The organism is Desulfosporosinus sp. HMP52, from assembly GCF_000765145.1.
Taxonomy (GTDB): Bacteria; Bacillota; Desulfitobacteriia; order Desulfitobacteriales; family Desulfitobacteriaceae; genus Desulfosporosinus.
On the sequence record NZ_JMGA01000020.1, the window covers coordinates 190768 to 207013 of the forward strand.

General features: G+C 39.5%; 17 protein-coding genes. 16 read left to right on the forward strand and 1 reads right to left on the reverse strand.

What is annotated here, in order from left to right:
* The first annotated feature begins 29 nt into the window (after positions 1-29).
* The 8 genes from DP73_RS09440 to DP73_RS09475 all read left to right on the forward strand — a co-directional run bounded on the left by DP73_RS09440 (position 30) and on the right by DP73_RS09475 (position 9514).
* The gene (locus DP73_RS09440) at positions 30-1940 is read left to right on the forward strand and encodes an ASKHA domain-containing protein (protein WP_034599079.1); all 1911 of its coding nucleotides are present in this window, start codon (positions 30-32) and stop codon (positions 1938-1940) included.
* Positions 1941-1961: 21 nt separating this feature from the next.
* Positions 1962-2723 (forward strand): AAA family ATPase, encoded by a 762-nt coding sequence (locus DP73_RS09445; protein WP_034599080.1) that lies wholly within the window; start codon positions 1962-1964, stop codon positions 2721-2723.
* A 15-nt stretch (positions 2724-2738) separates the two neighbouring features.
* Positions 2739-3701, forward strand: coding sequence for an acetyl-CoA decarbonylase/synthase complex subunit delta (locus DP73_RS09450; RefSeq protein ID WP_034599081.1), 963 nt, complete (start codon positions 2739-2741; stop codon positions 3699-3701).
* A 73-nt stretch (positions 3702-3774) separates the two neighbouring features.
* Entirely contained in the window at positions 3775-4569 is a 795-nt protein-coding gene (locus DP73_RS09455; RefSeq protein ID WP_014903360.1) for a methyltetrahydrofolate cobalamin methyltransferase, read from the forward strand.
* 364 nt (positions 4570-4933) lie between these two features.
* Positions 4934-5698, forward strand: coding sequence for a hypothetical protein (locus tag DP73_RS09460; RefSeq protein ID WP_034599083.1), 765 nt, complete (start codon positions 4934-4936; stop codon positions 5696-5698).
* A gap of 111 nt (positions 5699-5809) precedes the next feature.
* Positions 5810-6952, forward strand: coding sequence for a sensor histidine kinase (locus DP73_RS09465; RefSeq protein ID WP_034599084.1), 1143 nt, complete (start codon positions 5810-5812; stop codon positions 6950-6952).
* Entirely contained in the window at positions 6949-7587 is a 639-nt protein-coding gene (locus DP73_RS09470) for a response regulator transcription factor (protein WP_034599086.1), read from the forward strand. Before DP73_RS09465 ends, DP73_RS09470 begins: the two co-directional genes overlap by 4 nt.
* 190 nt (positions 7588-7777) lie before the next feature.
* Positions 7778-9514 carry an MBL fold metallo-hydrolase gene (locus tag DP73_RS09475; protein WP_034599088.1) on the forward strand — a complete coding sequence of 579 codons (1737 nt, stop codon included), beginning with the start codon at positions 7778-7780 and terminating at the stop codon, positions 9512-9514.
* 9 nt (positions 9515-9523) lie between these two features.
* On the opposite strand, the gene DP73_RS09480 is transcribed toward DP73_RS09475, so the two are convergent.
* Positions 9524-10114, reverse strand: a complete 591-nt coding sequence (locus DP73_RS09480; RefSeq protein WP_034599089.1) for an HD domain-containing protein — start codon at positions 10112-10114, stop codon at positions 9524-9526.
* Between the two features lie 210 nt (positions 10115-10324).
* On the opposite strand from DP73_RS09480, the gene DP73_RS09485 reads away from it, so the two are divergent.
* From DP73_RS09485 to DP73_RS09520, 8 genes are all read left to right on the forward strand, one after another.
* Positions 10325-11092: a DnaD domain protein gene (locus DP73_RS09485; protein WP_034599091.1), complete on the forward strand. Its 768-nt coding sequence runs from the start codon at positions 10325-10327 to the stop codon at positions 11090-11092.
* Positions 11093-11137: 45 nt separating this feature from the next.
* Positions 11138-11941, forward strand: a complete 804-nt coding sequence (locus tag DP73_RS09490) for an ATP-binding protein (RefSeq protein ID WP_034599093.1) — start codon at positions 11138-11140, stop codon at positions 11939-11941.
* Positions 11942-12037: 96 nt separating this feature from the next.
* Entirely contained in the window at positions 12038-12616 is a 579-nt protein-coding gene (locus DP73_RS09495) for a hypothetical protein (RefSeq protein ID WP_034599095.1), read from the forward strand.
* Positions 12617-12767: 151 nt separating this feature from the next.
* Positions 12768-13499, forward strand: a complete 732-nt coding sequence (locus DP73_RS09500; RefSeq protein WP_034599097.1) for a phosphatase — start codon at positions 12768-12770, stop codon at positions 13497-13499.
* 82 nt (positions 13500-13581) lie between these two features.
* Complete coding sequence (locus DP73_RS09505; RefSeq protein ID WP_242865730.1) at positions 13582-14301, forward strand: hypothetical protein; 720 nt, start codon at positions 13582-13584, stop codon at positions 14299-14301.
* Positions 14302-14508: 207 nt separating this feature from the next.
* Positions 14509-15165 (forward strand): hypothetical protein, encoded by a 657-nt coding sequence (locus tag DP73_RS09510; RefSeq protein ID WP_034599100.1) that lies wholly within the window; start codon positions 14509-14511, stop codon positions 15163-15165.
* Between the two features lie 49 nt (positions 15166-15214).
* Positions 15215-15628: an OsmC family protein gene (locus tag DP73_RS09515; protein WP_034599102.1), complete on the forward strand. Its 414-nt coding sequence runs from the start codon at positions 15215-15217 to the stop codon at positions 15626-15628.
* Between the two features lie 259 nt (positions 15629-15887).
* On the forward strand, positions 15888-16169 hold the full coding sequence (locus DP73_RS09520) for a hypothetical protein (protein WP_034599104.1): 282 nt from the start codon (positions 15888-15890) through the stop codon (positions 16167-16169).
* Positions 16170-16246 lie beyond the last annotated feature (77 nt).

The window sequence follows — 16246 nt, forward strand, 5'->3', positions numbered from 1 at the left end:
TTTCTTGGTAAAGTAAGGAAGTGAATGCGATGTCCCAGTATCAAATTAAATTCATGCCCGAAAATCGTGTTATAGAAGTCACTCATGGAACATCTCTGCTCAGTGCAGCCGCAAAAGCCGGAATTACGGTTAAATCCGGATGCGGAGGCAAGGGAACTTGTGGTGCTTGTAAAGTTGTCGTGTTAAGTGGAGATCCCATTATTGATGGAACCGGAAATCTCACTCCTGAGCAACTCTCTAAAGGGATACGGCTGGCTTGCAAAACACTGATTCAAGGAGATATGACCATAGAGGTACCTCCTGAGTCACGATTACAAGAACATCAAGTTTTATTAGGGGATGTCCAAAAAGGACTCTTACAGGAAAGCGAACATGATTTACTCGATAAATTTGGACGTCACCCTTTAGCAAGAAAGCAGAGAATTTCACTTTCTAAGCCAACCTTGACAGAAAATTCAAGTGATTGGTCTCGCCTGAGTATAGAACTCCGTCGAGTTTTACAAACAGGAGAAAAGCCCATCCATATTCCTTTATCTGTACTCAAACATCTTCCGGAATTACTTCGCAAAGCTAATTGGGATGTATCCATCACAATAACTGACACTGAAACTGGTTTAACGATTACTCATATCGAACAGGGGAATGATATCCCCCCTTATGGAGTCGCTATTGATATTGGTACTACGACGGTTGTTGTTTACCTGGTAAATCTTATTACAGGTGAAATTGTCGATCAACAAGGTACTTATAATAAGCAGGCTAAATATGGGGATGACGTAATAACGCGTATAGTCTATGCGGTTGAAAAAGAGCAGAACTTAATGGAGATCAGGGATGCTGTTGTTGAAACCGTCAATGGTCTGCTTGATAAGATCTTTGCTCGTCAATCCTTGGGTAGTAAGGATATCTCAAGTGCAGTTGTGGCCGGGAATACTACGATGACTCAGCTATTCTTAGGCGTAGATCCACGGTACATTCGTTTGGAACCTTATATTCCTACAATGACAACTGTTCCCTCATACCCTGCTCGAGAGCTTGGGCTTCATATGTTGCCCGAAGCCCTGGTGCATTCCTATCCCTCAGTAGCGAGTTATGTTGGAGGGGATATTGTAGCAGGAACTTTGGTGACGGATTTAGCCAGTGGTGAAGATATTATCCTTTTTATCGACATTGGCACCAATGGAGAAATTGTACTTGGTAACCAAGATTGGTTAGTTGCTTGCGCCTGTTCGGCAGGGCCTAGTTTTGAAGGCGGAGGAATTACCTTTGGAATGAGAGCTATGCCGGGGGCAATAGAACGAATTTTTGTGGATCCGGAAACTTTGGAGGTATCCCTTAAAGTTATCAATAACCAGACACCTGTAGGAATATGCGGATCGGGGCTTGTGGATTGCATAGCTAAACTTTTGAGCGCGGGTATTATTGACCGTGCCGGTAACTTTCAGTTAGAGCATAAGTCGGGTTCGCAACGCTTAAGAGCGACTGCCGATGATAAGGAGTTTGTTCTAGCCTGGGCTCATCAAGCCGGTGGAGAGAAAGATGTGGTCATCACCGAAAACGATATTAAGAATGTTATTCGAGCCAAAGGTGCGATCTATGCTGGAATTCGTTCATTATTAAACATGGTTGCAGTAGATATTGAAATGATTAGCCGAATAATTATCGCAGGTGGTTTCGGCAACTATCTAAATATCCATGATTCAGTCCAAATTGGGCTGCTTCCAGATCTTGAACCGGAGCGGTTCGAGTTTATTGGAAATGCATCTGTTAAAGGAGCACGATTAGCCTTGCTATCTCAAAATGCTTGGCGAGAAGCAGAAGAATTAGGGCGAAAAATGACTTATGTTGAACTTTCAGTAGGAGCAACCTATATGGACGAATATATGGCCGCGTTGTTTTTGCCCCATACGGATATGTCACTATTTCCATCTTTTCAATAAACGTTGTTATGGAGGTCTATTATGTCAAAATATATAGCTGTAGCAGGTAAAGGTGGAGTAGGAAAAACCACATTCACCGCATTATTACTAAGGCAAATGGTTAGACGAAAAAAAGGGACTTCGATCCTTGCAGTCGATGCAGACCCCAATGCCAATCTTGGTGAAGCTTTAGGCTTGGAGGCTACCTCGACAATCTCAGAATTGCTCGAGCAAAGCAAAGATCCTAAAGCCATCCCCCAGGGTATGCCTAAAAATGTATTTATCGAGTACAAACTTCAGCAGTCCTTAGTTGAATCGAAAGATATTGATCTGCTGGTCATGGGAGGGCCTCAGGGAGCGGGTTGCTACTGCTATCCTAATGATATCTTGCGCAAGCACCTTGAGAATATTGGAGAAAACTATGATTTTGTAGCCGTGGATTCTGAAGCCGGATTAGAACATATCAGCCGACGTACGATTCCCCGTATCGAAGTCATGTTTGTCATCAGTGATTCTTCGGCTCGAGGTATTCGTTCAGCGGGGAGGGTCCATGAGCTTATTAAAGGACTCAAATCTGCTGTAAAAACCATCTATTTAATTGTCACCAAGACTTCAGCAGGCAGTATGGAATCCCTAAAAGAAGAGATTGGACGTACTGGTCTGACTGTAATCGGAGATATTCCGTTGGATCCTTTAGTTGTGGAATATGACTTGGCCGGCAAACCATTATTTGATTTGCCCGATGATGCCGTCTCGGTACAGGCAGTAGAGGATATTCTGAACCGTGCCGGAATCTTTAACTAGAAAGGAGAGAAGTTCATGTCCGTAGCGTTAGTAAAAGAAAAATATTCTAGTAAAGTTGGAGAGGTAGTACTTGGCGCCACTGCTGAACAGGGTGGAACAAGGACCCATACAATTACGGTTGGAGGGGATAGTGCCCTGCCTTTTCTCCACTTTGAAGGAGAAACCAAGAACCGTCCGGTAATTGCTATGGAGGTCACAGATGTTGTGCCTTCCTGGAATGATTTAATAAAAAATCAAATCGGAGATGTCATTAATAATCCGGCAGCCTGGGCTAAAAAATGTGTAGATGATTTTGGCGCAGACCTCATTTATCTAAAGCTTGATGGTGCGAACCCAGAGGGTGAAAACCGTTCTCCCGAAGATTGTGCTCGTATTGTAAAAGAAGTTTTAGCGGCAGTTGGGGTTCCTTTGATTGTAGAAGGATGCGACAATGCTGAGAAAAATAATGAAATCATGGCTGTAATTGCTGAAGCTGCAACCGGGGAAAATCTCTTAATAGGTATTGCGGAACAGGATAATTACAAATCAATTGCGGCTGCAGCAATGGTTCACAAACATACTCTAATTGCCCGTTCACCTCTTGATATTAACATCTGTAAACAGTTAAATATCTTGATTCATGAAATGGGACTTCCTTTAAACAAAATCGTAATTGACCCTACGGTTGCCGGTTTAGGATTCGGAATTGAGTACGTTTATTCTATTATGGAACGCGCTCGTTTGGGAGCTTTAGCTAATGATAAAATGCTTTCTATGCCTATTATTTGTACAGTAGGGTATGAAGCTAATCGTTGTAAAGAAGCCTATGCAACCGTCGAGGAGTTTCCCGGTTGGGGGGATCTCGAAGACCGTGGAGTGCTTTGGGAAGCGGTTACAGCATCCGGTGTTCTTCAAGTCGGAGCTAGCATTCTGGTAATGCGCAACCCTGCAGCAGTTACTTTGGTCAAAAAGAACATTACTGATTTAATGGGAAAATAATCCCCGAAATCACCAGCATAATCCAACCACCTTCATTTTGTATTTTTCCAAAAAATGAAAGGACGTGAACTGAATGATTATTTTTGGCGAACGGATTAACGGGATGTTTACTGATATTGGAGAGGCACTTCGCAACAAAGATCCAAAACCGCTTCAATATTGGGCGGTAAAGCAACAAGAAGGAGGCGCTCATTACCTAGACGTCAACTCTGGCCCTGCCATTCCTTCCGAGGAGAGAGTTGAAGCCTATGAGTGGATGGTTAATGTCATTCAGGAAGTTTCTGAGTTACCTCTAGTCTTAGATTCAACAAACTATAACGCTATTGAAGCAGGCTTAAAAGTCTGCAAACGTCCTGCAATTATTAACTCTTGCCCAGCTGAGCAAGTGAAAATCGAACGGGTTTTCCCAATGGCTATCCAATATAACGCAGGTATAATCGGGTTAACAATGGATAAGAAGGGTATTCCTAAAGACGCAGAGAATCGAGTTGCCTTCGCCATGGAGCTTGTAGCCGCCGCTGACGAGTATGGAGTACCAATGGAGGACCTCTATATTGATCCATTGATTCTCCCTGTAAACGTTGCTCAAGAGCATGCGCCGGAAGTCCTGGAGTCCTTAAGACAAGTGAAGATGTTAGCAAACCCAGCCCCACGTACAGTCTTAGGATTATCAAATGTGTCTCAGAAATCACCGGATCGCAACCTGATTAATCGCACATATTTAGCTATGGCAATTGCTTGTGGACTTGACGCCGCTATTATGGATGCCAATGATGATGACTTAGTCGACGTTGCAGCAACAGCTCAGATTCTCTTGAATCGAAGTGTCTACGCTGACTCCTATCTAAAAGTATTCCGTGCTCGCTAAAATATCTACAACATGGAATTCAGGTGAAGGGCTGCCTTTGGGCCTCTAAGTCCTGATGTTCAACAGAACAATTAGATTGTCTAATTTATATTGGTACACCTTGAAAGAGGGCTGCAGTAAACTTTGTTTGCTGCAGCCCTCTTATATAAGTAGCTAATCATTGTGGTCGAAACATTAAAAAAATACCTTCTTGATAACTCAGAACCCTTGTACGTATCCCCCAAAAAACTAAACTGGGTAATATCCATGTAAGTAAAGTTATCCTCTTGTAGCATGCTTAATTGACAAATTAAGAGACAATCCTATCATACCATTACGAATACAAGCATAGCTATTACAGATAATAAACTGGAAGGGGATAATTATGGAAGCATATTATCATAATGATCCAAGAATTGGAGAATGGGTAGAAAAAATAATTGAAGAAATTTTCACAACGTGTTTGTTGACTGGAGTTGACTCAGAGGCAGAATTTCAAAAAGGATGCGAATTTGTAAGTAAGCTGGCTTCCTTATTACAGGACTTTTCTACATTTCCTTCAGAGTACTTAGCGGATGTTCTTAAACAAATCATTGAACAGCAATTGCCAGACTCACGTGTAATTGCTAACTTTCCTTCATTTAAAGACATAATGAATAAAATGCTAGAAGAAGGTATGTTAAAAGTAATGGAGACCTCGAAAAGTTTTCCAACGGACTCTATGAATAATTTAAAGTTTGATATAGCAGAGATAGAGAATGTAGAAATTGAGGATTGTATCCCTGCTCTAGGCGCTATCTATAATGAAATTCTTCCAATAGAACAGCAAACTATTATTGAAGAAACGGAGAAATGCCCCAATATCTTGATCCCTAACCACGTAGACCGGCTTAAAACATTTTTAAATCATGTATTCGTCGATCCTGCTATTATGTGGGATGTTACTATATCAGGACAAAAAGTATTTGCACAGGTAGAGGATATTCTATTCTGCCATAGCGGTTCAATGTGTTCTTGTGAAGGAGAAAAATTTAAACAGGAAGGTTGGAGAGTGTTGATAATAGATGATGAAGATCTATATTATCCTCGAAGATTTGAAAGGAACCTTAAAAATACTATTCGGCAGGGTAAAAATACTAAAAGGAGATAAGTTATCTTATTTTTCTATCAAGAAGTAGGAAATACTGTTTCTGTGTCGAATAAAACAATATAGAAGGGTAAAGTGAAGATGGATTCAAACTATCTGAAATGAGGAATAATTTTGACAGATCAGTTGGGAGCAATAATAAAGAACACATTAAAGGCAATTGAATCAGGGAAAGAAGAAATCTTTTTAATTGCTGAAACATCTCGAGCCGAAACCCAGCGGCTTGTTAATGAACTCTCTCAACTAAAAATTGATATTAAAGAAATCATTTCACAAGTTGATTGTCAAGATAAGGTTGAACGGCGTATGCGTCAAAAACTGATGGAAGTAAATCGCTCTTATCAAAAATATACTCAAAAAGAAATGATGGATACTTATACAGAGGCAAAAGATGCCCAAGTTAAGTTGCAGCTTTTACAACAAAAAGAAGTTCAATTGCGCAAGCGACGGGATGACCTGGAGCGTTCTCTTACCCAAATGCAGGTTACAATAGAACGGGCTCAAAATCTTATGACTCAGGTAAGCATGGCGATTAGCTTATTGCAAGGCGGGGTAGTTGAAGCCTTGCAGACTCAGAATCATGAACAACGAGTTGAGATGGGACTGCGGGTTATTAAAGCCCAGGAAGAAGAACGGCGTCGTGTCGCAAGAGAAATTCATGATGGTCCTGCTCAAACCCTTGCGAATATTGTTTTAAGATTGGAAATTGCAGAAAGACTATTAGAACTAGATCCGAGTCGAGTAAAAGCAGAATTAAAAGACCTTAAGAATCTGGTTCGTGCAAATTTACAAGACATTCGCAGAATTATTTTTGATTTGCGTCCAATGGCCTTAGATGATTTAGGAATAGTTCCGGCAATTTCTAAATACCTCGGTAACTTCCAAGAAAATTATGGCATTAAATGTGAGTTGCTTATCGAAGGTAGAGAACGACGCCTGCTTCCGGCTATGGAAGTTGCTCTGTTCAGATTAGTACAAGAAGGAATGACGAATGTTGCCAAACATGCTCATTCTGATAAAGTTGACATTTCTTTGATTTATCGCGAAGACTGGACAATCGCCAAAATACGTGATTATGGCAAAGGTTTTGACGCAAAATCTGCTATGAATTCTCCAGGCGAACATTTTGGTCTTGTAGGAATGCGTGAACGTGTCGAAATGTTCTCAGGTTTATTTTCTATACACTCAACAATTGGCAAAGGAACATTGATTGAACTTTCAATTCCATCTAACCAGGAGGGAGGAACGACAACTTGATAAAAATTGTAATTGCTGATGATCATCCCTTATTACGAGAGGGGCTTCGTCGCATTTTAGAATTTGAAGATGGGATTGAGGTCGTTGCAGAAGTAGGAGATGGTCAAGGTGCCATCAATATTGCACGAACAATGAAATTCGATATTTTATTAATGGACTTAAATATGCCCGGGGTTAATGGCTTAGAAGCCGGCAAAGTAATTCGTCGTGAATGTCCGGAGGTTGGTATCTTAGTACTTACTGTTGATGATTCAGATGAGAAGGTTTTTCAGGTTCTTCAAATTGGCGTAGCAGGTTATCTGCTGAAAGATGTTGATTCTAAAACTCTTATCCAATCTATTCGGAAAGTGTACTCAGGCGAGCCAATCTTATCACCCAGTGTGACAGGGAAGCTACTTGACCAATTAAGTCAACCTAGCCCTATGAAGGATACATGTGGGCTAAGTGATCGAGAAATGGAAATACTCCATTATGTCGTTAAAGGGGCTTCAAATCGTGAGATTGGAACCTCTTTATTTATCAGTGAAAAAACTGTTAAGAATCATTTGTCGAGTATTTATCGCAAACTTGCTGTTGAAGATCGAACACAAGCAGCTCTTAAGGCAGTAAAACTTAATCTTTTTCAGCTGGATTAGGTAATACAGATGATTATAGATTGCTAAACTACCAATAAAAAGGTAAAATAAATTGAGACAAGTTTGTAGAGTAGTGTAAAAATGGTAAATATAATAGCATTGTTCAAAGAAAAGCGTCCAAATGCTATTCTATCAGAGAAATATTCTGACAAGAAAAGCATTGAGACGCTATTTTTGGAGGATTGATTAGATGAAAATTAGTTTTTTTGGAGCAGCACAGGTTGTCACAGGGTCTTCTTTTCTAGTAGAAACAGGGGATTCGAGAATCCTAATTGATTGTGGTATGTTTCAAGGTTCCAAAGCGCTCAAAGAGTTAAATTATGGAGAGTTCCCTTATAATCCAGCAAGCCTTGACGCTGTAATTCTGACGCATGCTCATACAGACCACTCAGGTATGTTACCTAAACTGATTAAGTCTGGTTTCAAAGGCACAATTTGGGCTACACCTGAAACAATTAAGTTATGTTCAATAATGCTTCCGGACAGTGGGCATATACAGGAGATGGAAGTAGAACGAAAAAATCGAAAACGTAATAGAGCAGGGCTTGAACCACTGGTACCAATTTATACTGTCCAAGATGCCATTAATACTATCTCCTACTTTAGGGCATCACGGTACAAAGAAATCGTTGAATTAGCGCCAACTATTTCCTTTCAGTTCTACGATGCTGGTCATATACTTGGTTCAACCCATGCAGTACTTCATATTAAAGAACCCAATTACAATAAAACCGTTGTGTTTTCCGGTGACATAGGAAATGTAAACCAACCATATATTCAAGATCCCAGTATACTCAGTGTAGCAGACATCGTTGTAATGGAAACAACTTACGGAAACAGACTCCATTCTGAAAATAGTGACGGCAGTAAAGGTGATCGTTATGAGCAGCTTGCTCAAATAATCCGTTCAACCTATGAAGCCGGTGGGAATTTAGTTATTCCTGCTTTTGCCATTGAACGGACTCAGGATTTATTATTTTATCTACGTCGACTCCAGGACGAACATCGAATACCAACACTACCTATATATATTGACAGCCCTTTGGCCATTGCAGCTACAAAAATATTCCAAGAAAATACGGATAATTTTGATTCTGTAACTCGTGAGCTAATAAAAACGGGGAATAACCCCTTAACAATGCCCAATGTTCATTTTAGTCAAACTGCTCAGGATTCCATGGCTTTAAATAATATTGAAGGTGGGGCAATAATTATTGCTGCCAGCGGTATGGCAGATGCGGGTCGAATTAAGCACCATCTAAAGCATAATCTATGGAAAAGCAATGCAACGGTTCTGTTTGTAGGATATCAGGCTCAAGGAACCATTGGTCGAATGTTATCGGATGGAGTTGATACCGTAACTATTCACGGTGAGAAGGTTGCCGTGAATGCTCGGATTACTCATATGGATGGTTTCTCTGCTCATGCAGATCAAGCAGAATTGATTCATTGGCTTTCATTACTTGGCAAGAAAGCAGAGCAGATTATTCTTATTCACGGGGAATTAGAATCACAGACAAAATTTGCCGAGAAGGTTTTGGAGGAGTTTGGTAAATCTCCCCTTATACCACAGCTTGGAGAAACAATTGAATTTACTGAAGGAAAAGTGCTACAACTTCCACCTGAAAAAATCTGGCTTTCGATCCCTCCTAAGGATGATATGGGCAAGGAGACTGCCTCAAGTCCATCAGAAAAGTTAATCAGCAAGTCAATAATTCAACCAACTGTTCCTTCTTATAAGAGATTAAAGTCAACCGTCTCCAAGACATCACGTTCACAGGTTAACAGAGCATATATTAGGTTACGACATCATCTTAAGAGCGTTATCGACCAGGGATTAAGAACTCGAGATTTCGACCGTGTCGTTAATATATTGGATAGCTTAACGCGCTTGCTGGAAGAGCAAGAGCGAAAATCAAGACGATAGACTTACAAATTAAAGCCAAGCGTATTCCAGAGTTTGACGTTTAATCCCTGATAAAAAACGAAGGGTTTCTTCGCGCCTTTTGATCGCTAAACGCTTCCCTGCTTTGGTAGAGACTTTATCTGGCAGAGCATCTGCGAAAAGACGTGCCCTTTCAATAGCATCTTCAGGAGTTTGTATTAAGTCATCTTGGCCAACTATGCTAAATAATCGCATTAAACCAATATTTCCTAAATTATCCAGAATATCCGCTTCTCTTAAGTAGACTGCCTCATCACTGCGCCCAGGCTCCGAGTAATACATGTGATTTTCTACAGCATCTAAAACAAGAGAGATTTTTTCTGATGGATATGACATTTGGGGAAGAAGGTTTGCAGTCACACCTTTTGAACGTAAAGCATGATCCATGTTCTTAAGGGCATAGGCAGGGGATTTGCCAGTATCATGCAGCATAGCTGCTGCATAAAGAACCTCGTCATCCAAGGTTAAATGACTAGAGAGTTCTTTAGCTAGATGATAAACTCTAAAACAATGCTTGACACTCCAAGCAGAGTGAGCTCCTGACTTTTCCACAATTTGAACAAGCTCTTTCCTGAAATCCATTTTTTAGCCTCCTTTTCGTTTAGTTCTATATACGCCAAAAGACTCCCATTTCCCTTCCATTTTATGGAAGTAGTTTTAAGAGTCTTTTGACTTTATTTGTATTAAATAGTCTATTTATACTTTTTTCTTCAATTAACAAAGATTAATATGTAAAAATCAATAGAAACTTAGAGATAATTTTCGGATGGTACATGGGGAGATGAACTATCAATGAACAAAGTAAGTGTTTATGGGAGCTTTACACAAGCTCTTTTCTTTTCAGGTGTTGTTTCTATTCCAAAATATTTACTGACCCATTATAGAAAAATCGGGATCTGTGATAGCGAGATGTTAGTATTAATTCAGATATTATGTGAAGCCGAAGTGAATCCATATCCCTCGATTTCAACTTTAGCTGGACGAATGACTGCTCCATCCTCTGAGATAGAAGAGAAATTGGGAGGGTTAGTCGAGCGAAAACTTCTTTCCATCGAAAGGTACTGGAACCCAGTTGAACAAAAGTGGGGAAATTGTTATAGTTTTGTTGGTTTAATCGAAGAGCTTGCAGAATTATGGGCAATTGAGAGATCCCAGCAATTAGAAGAAGAACGAATCCTTAAACAACAACAGGTCCCTTTAAATATCCCATCTACTTCACCTAATCCAGCGATGGAGAACTTAATTCAAACTTTTGAGCAAGAGTTGGGACGCCTGCTTACGCGCTTGGAATGTGAAAATCTGGACAAATGGCTATCTTCACATTTTTCGGAGGAATTAATTATTGAGGCCTTAAGAAGAGGGGTTAGTGCAGGCATTCGAAACTTTCGTTATTTAGATTCGATTCTTAGAGAATGGGAAAAAAAGGGACTTCGTACACGAGCTGAGATCGAAGCAGAAGATGCATTTTTTCAATCCCGTCAGGAAAAAAAGACTACTAAGTCTAAAAGTAAAGGTGCTACAAAAACTACTTCTAATAAATATGAGAATTTTTATCTTTAGAACATTTGGTACTAGGCCAAGTTTTCTATAGGAGGATCTTCAACTATGAAAAATGTCAAAGATATTTTATCGACCAATCTCATACCTTCAAGGCCCAATTATGAGAAACCAAAAGTTACAGCACCCCCTTCTAATGGGAGGCAGTGTCCTATTTGTCAGGATCGGGGAATTGTCCTGGAAGGTGATATTGCCTATCCTTGCAGCTGTATGGAAACCAGAAAGTTAGAAAATCAATTTCGGCATGCTCGAATTTCTCGGGAACTAATGAACTGTCGATTAGATAAGTTTCGCTTTGATTATTATTCGGCGGATCTAGCGGAGTCACATCGCGAAGGAGCAGCCAAGGCCTTAAAAGCCGCTAAAAGCTTTGTAGATGATTGTTTGCGTTCCCCTTATGGCTTGGGATTACTATTTACTGGGCCGGTTGGCTCGGGTAAAACCTATCTGGCTGCATCAATCGCCAACGAGCTAATGGAACATAATTTAAAGGTTCTTTTTCTTATCGTTCCGGATCTGCTTGATGAATTGAGAGCTACGTACAAGTCGGATGTTAATGAACTTGATCTATTAGATTCTGCGCGAAGTATACCTATCTTAATCCTCGATGATTTAGGGGCTCATAATTATACTGAATGGACAAGAAATAGACTATATTCAATTATTAATTATCGCCTAAATGAACAGTTGCCAACAGTTATTACGTCGAATCTTTCTCTTGATGAAATGGAGGATTTTCTTGGATTACGGACAACTTCTCGAATTATTCAATCTTCAAGGATTTTTCGGTTAACTGTCCAAAAAGACATTCGCTTACAGATTTATCAGGAAAGGGAAAGTAAAGCTAAGTAGTTTGTTGAGTTGAAAAATATTTTCTGAAACCTATGCATGTCCTTAAGAGGATGCGCATAGGTTTTTTTAAGTAAAAAAATAAGGAGGTGTTCCGCTATGGCTAAAATTATCACTATTAATCGTAAGTATATTGCCATGGTCGCCAGTGTATGTTTGATTTGTCTGCTTGGTTTTGCTGGGTTTTCTCTTTGGGAAAATAAGAATGAAGGTGTTTCTAAAAACATGGGTAATCCCGAGATAAAAATGATCGGAGTTACTGTTGAGCCGGGGTCAGTTGTTAAGGATCTCACTTATGGCAGCGTTACATTAAAAGGTGCCCAGGTAATTACAACTAAAACTTTTGATCTTGTCATTACAGTACAAAATATGACCGCCAAAAAGATGACAAATATTCCAGTGGAATTGCAAATGAGTTTAATTGGAGATGACACTAAAAAGGTAACAACGCCAGGCAGTCTGGAAGTATTAGAACCCGGTGCTACAGCCCGAGTTGCTTTTCGTCAGATCAATGTATTAGGGGATGCTTCAGGTAAAAGTGCCACAGAGGGTCAGCATTTAATCACGTTGAGAGTTAATGCTAATCCTGAGGGGGGCGTAGAGCAGACTACTGAAGCAAGTTTTCGTTTTAATGTAGATACAACTGTTAAAGCACCAGCAACAGTAAAAAAGCAATAAGTTGAATCTCCAAAATAAGTGCTGTCAAGCACTTATTTTTGTTTTCAGTAAAATAGGGATATAATAGAATGGACGTAAGCAACAATGTCAATCAAGAACTCCTCCTCCTCCATTTGCAGGGGGAAGCACTGGACTAGGTGAGGTGGATAATATGGAAATAAAAGTTGATTTACATACTCATACCGTTTCAAGTGGACATGCCTATAGTACACTATCAGAAAACGCCTTAGCAGCATCTCGTAACGGCATTGAATTACTCGGTATGACTGATCATGGGCCGACAATGCCAGGTGCACCACATTTATACCATTTTGGAAATTTAGGCATTATTCCCGAAGAAATACATGGAGTTAAAATATTGCCTGGTGTGGAAGCTAATATCACAAGCCATGAAGGAGAGTTAGATATTCCCATCAGATATCTGGATCAAATGAAACTGGTTCTAGTGGGTTTGCATGGTATTTGCTACCCTGGAGGAACCGCTGATCAAAATACTGAGGCGTATGTTAAAGCTATGAGAAATCCCTATACGGATATGATGGTGCATCCTGGGCGTCCTGAATTTGAACTGGATCTCGAACGAATTGCTTACATGTCAGCTGAGTTAGGTATTCCCGTCGAGATCAATAACAGTTCTCTAGCCAACGAAAAACTGGGGGCCTGGGGAAATTGCAGACGATTTGCCAAATATATGGTTCAATACAAGGGGCCTGTTATTTTGGGCAGCGATGCTCATTTTTCATATCTAGTGGGAGATTTTAGTCATGCCCTCAGTTTAGTAAGAGAAGTGGGACTGGCTGAAGAGCAAATTCTCAATAGCTCGCCCAAACGGGTTTTAAATTATTTAGCTGATCGTCGGAAAAGTCGACCTAGCATTTCTTAGTGTAAAAGCCCAGTTACAACTCTAAATACTACAGAAAAGGTACACGAAACCCCTTGTTACCATATATTGTATTGAAGGAGGGGTGAAATTGTTCGATAAACAAGTAGAGGAAAGTTGCGGAGAACCTATTGTTATAGGAATCGAATTCTTTTGCCCCATCAGCTCGGCTCCAGGAAGTTCAAGTCTAATATTTACTCAACCTCTTTTGACAGGGAAAGTGTTTGAATCCTCCGCTGTGGTTATTGGAGCTCAAATCATTCTTTACATTGCCCATCATCTTTTCGGATATAAAAGTATCCCTATTCTGGACACTAAAAATAACCAAACCATCCAAATGCCGCTTTCTGAACTTCAAGACTTTTTAAAGTGGATGGCTAACGGATCTGGAACTTTTGCTAACCTAAACGCTGCCACTGCGGGAAGTAATAATATTTTAGAATCAGACCCGGAAGTTATAGGTACAGTTAGTGACCGTGGCTTTCGAACTCCCCAGAGCCCTGAAGCCCCACTGGTTTTTGCAATCTACGTTATAGGAAACTTTTCCAATAAACCCTATACTCCCATTGTTGAGATTATTGTCCCGATCCTCACATTTCCTGGTCTGCGAGGAGCACTACCAATCTTGATTATTAGTTTACTAGCAACGATATTTGTAAGAGCTGTAGTTCCACCGGAATCGACGGGTGCTAGACCCCTTGCTAAGCCTAGCCCCTTAAATGATAATACTAATCCTCTTACTTTTACCCCAAACGATCTGCTGAAAATGTTTACTAAATTTGGCAAGCATTTCAACACAAATTAACGCAAATAATCGGCTTAGATAGCAAAGAATGGAAGATAATCCACTAAGGAAAGGTAAAAAGTTCTTTCCTTAGTGGTTATAGGAAATATATAGGAATAAATTCATTTGTTTCACTAAATTATTTATAGTACAATGTGTTTTGTGGACAAACTATGTTTAGAACCTCTAATGACGAATTAGAACATACAAAGTAAAGGACGTGTAGTAGTGCTTTTTAAAAGTGGACAGATTGATCGTGAACGTATAGCGGGAGCAATTATAATCATAAGCCTATTTATGATATTACTAACTGTGATTGGAATTCAGTTTTTAAATGTTAAAGTCACTAATATTGAATTAATTGATCGTGGCTTATACTCGGTGATTACTGAAAAGGGACCTGTTAATATTGGTAAAGAGGATGTCCTGCGTATTGAAAGAACCTATACAAAAGCAGCAATGACTGGTACACAAGTAGAGTTAGATAAGATATATACAACTAAAGGGTTTATTTTTATTTCTTCGTTAGACCCTTATTATAAGAATGGAAAAGAACTCATTAATTCTGTGGATTTTGATGGGGACAAAGTTTGGATTCATCCTTCAAACGGGAGCGCTGAGACATCAATTGAACAACGGCAAAATGCTAATTTGAAACTTATTCAGCCATTCAGTTATGCCATTGGCACATCCACTAAATTAATTTCTCTGATATTTTCGGTCTTATCTTTGCAATATCTCTCTTTAGCTATCGGTGGTTTGGCATTATTAATCCTCATATTTCCACTTAGGTTAGAGGGGACTTTAGCAGTACAATCCCTGGTTGCAAAGAATCCGGAATATAGCAATGAAGATGAGCAACAGCTTGATGCAATTGCAAAATAATCTAAACACCATTTGACTTCAACGGTTTTTCAGAAAGGAGTTGCCTACAATGAAAGTTTCTGTTAAACACATAAAGGGAATGCATTTTCAAGGTGAAGGTAATTCAAAAGTTGTGACTAATATGGATGCTAGCGTAACTGCTGGAGGAACCGGACGGGGAAGCAGTCCGACGGAAATTTTATTAATGACCATTGCTGGCTGTAGTGGGATGGATATTGTTACAATTCTTGAAAAGATGAACGTTAAATTTAATCGCTTTGAAACGACAGTCGAAGGGGAACGTGCCAGCGATCATCCCCGGGTCTTTAAAGATATTGAACTAGTTTATAAGTTTTGGGGAGATTCTCTTGTCAAAGAGAAGCTTGAGCGTGCAGTGCAACTTTCGATGGAAAAATATTGTAGTATCGCAAATATGATTGATAAAGCTGCCAATCTTACCTACAGTATTGAAATTAACCCTTAGGAATCTTTAGGTATATGAGAGCTGCCCAAAGGCAGCTCTTTTTTTGATGTTTTAACATTTAGTGGTTACTTTGATGCTACCGTTAATAATATCTGTCAGACACCGCGTAGAAATAGTGAATAAAATAATCCTAGTTAATTTACATTATATAACAATAATTAACTATAAAGGATGGGGACAATGTAGACAATCCTTGATAGAATATGGATGTTTTGTTATACTAAGAGTCGAAACAACTTGAAATAAAGGATAATGTTAAATGATATTAATTTTAGGGTTTCTGAGAAGTGTTTTACTCATTTGCGTGATTCTATACATTTATTATATTACTCGACGCAAACAAAATGATGTCGTAATTCAAATGTGGTTAACTGTCATCGTTGGAATGTTATCAAGTTTAGCAATTCAAATTCTTAATGTGGTTATGGGTAATTCTATATTAGAATCTGTATTACTGAGTATTTTATTTCTTGCTGCGCTTATCGCTTATTCAATATGGAAAGTTTCTGGAGAGTTTAAAAAACGTCGTTATTCAAAATAGTTGCAGCCGCATATCAAAAAACTGCGGCTTGTTTTTATGTGTATTCTCTCTGAAGGATTGTGACTTTATTACTAAAT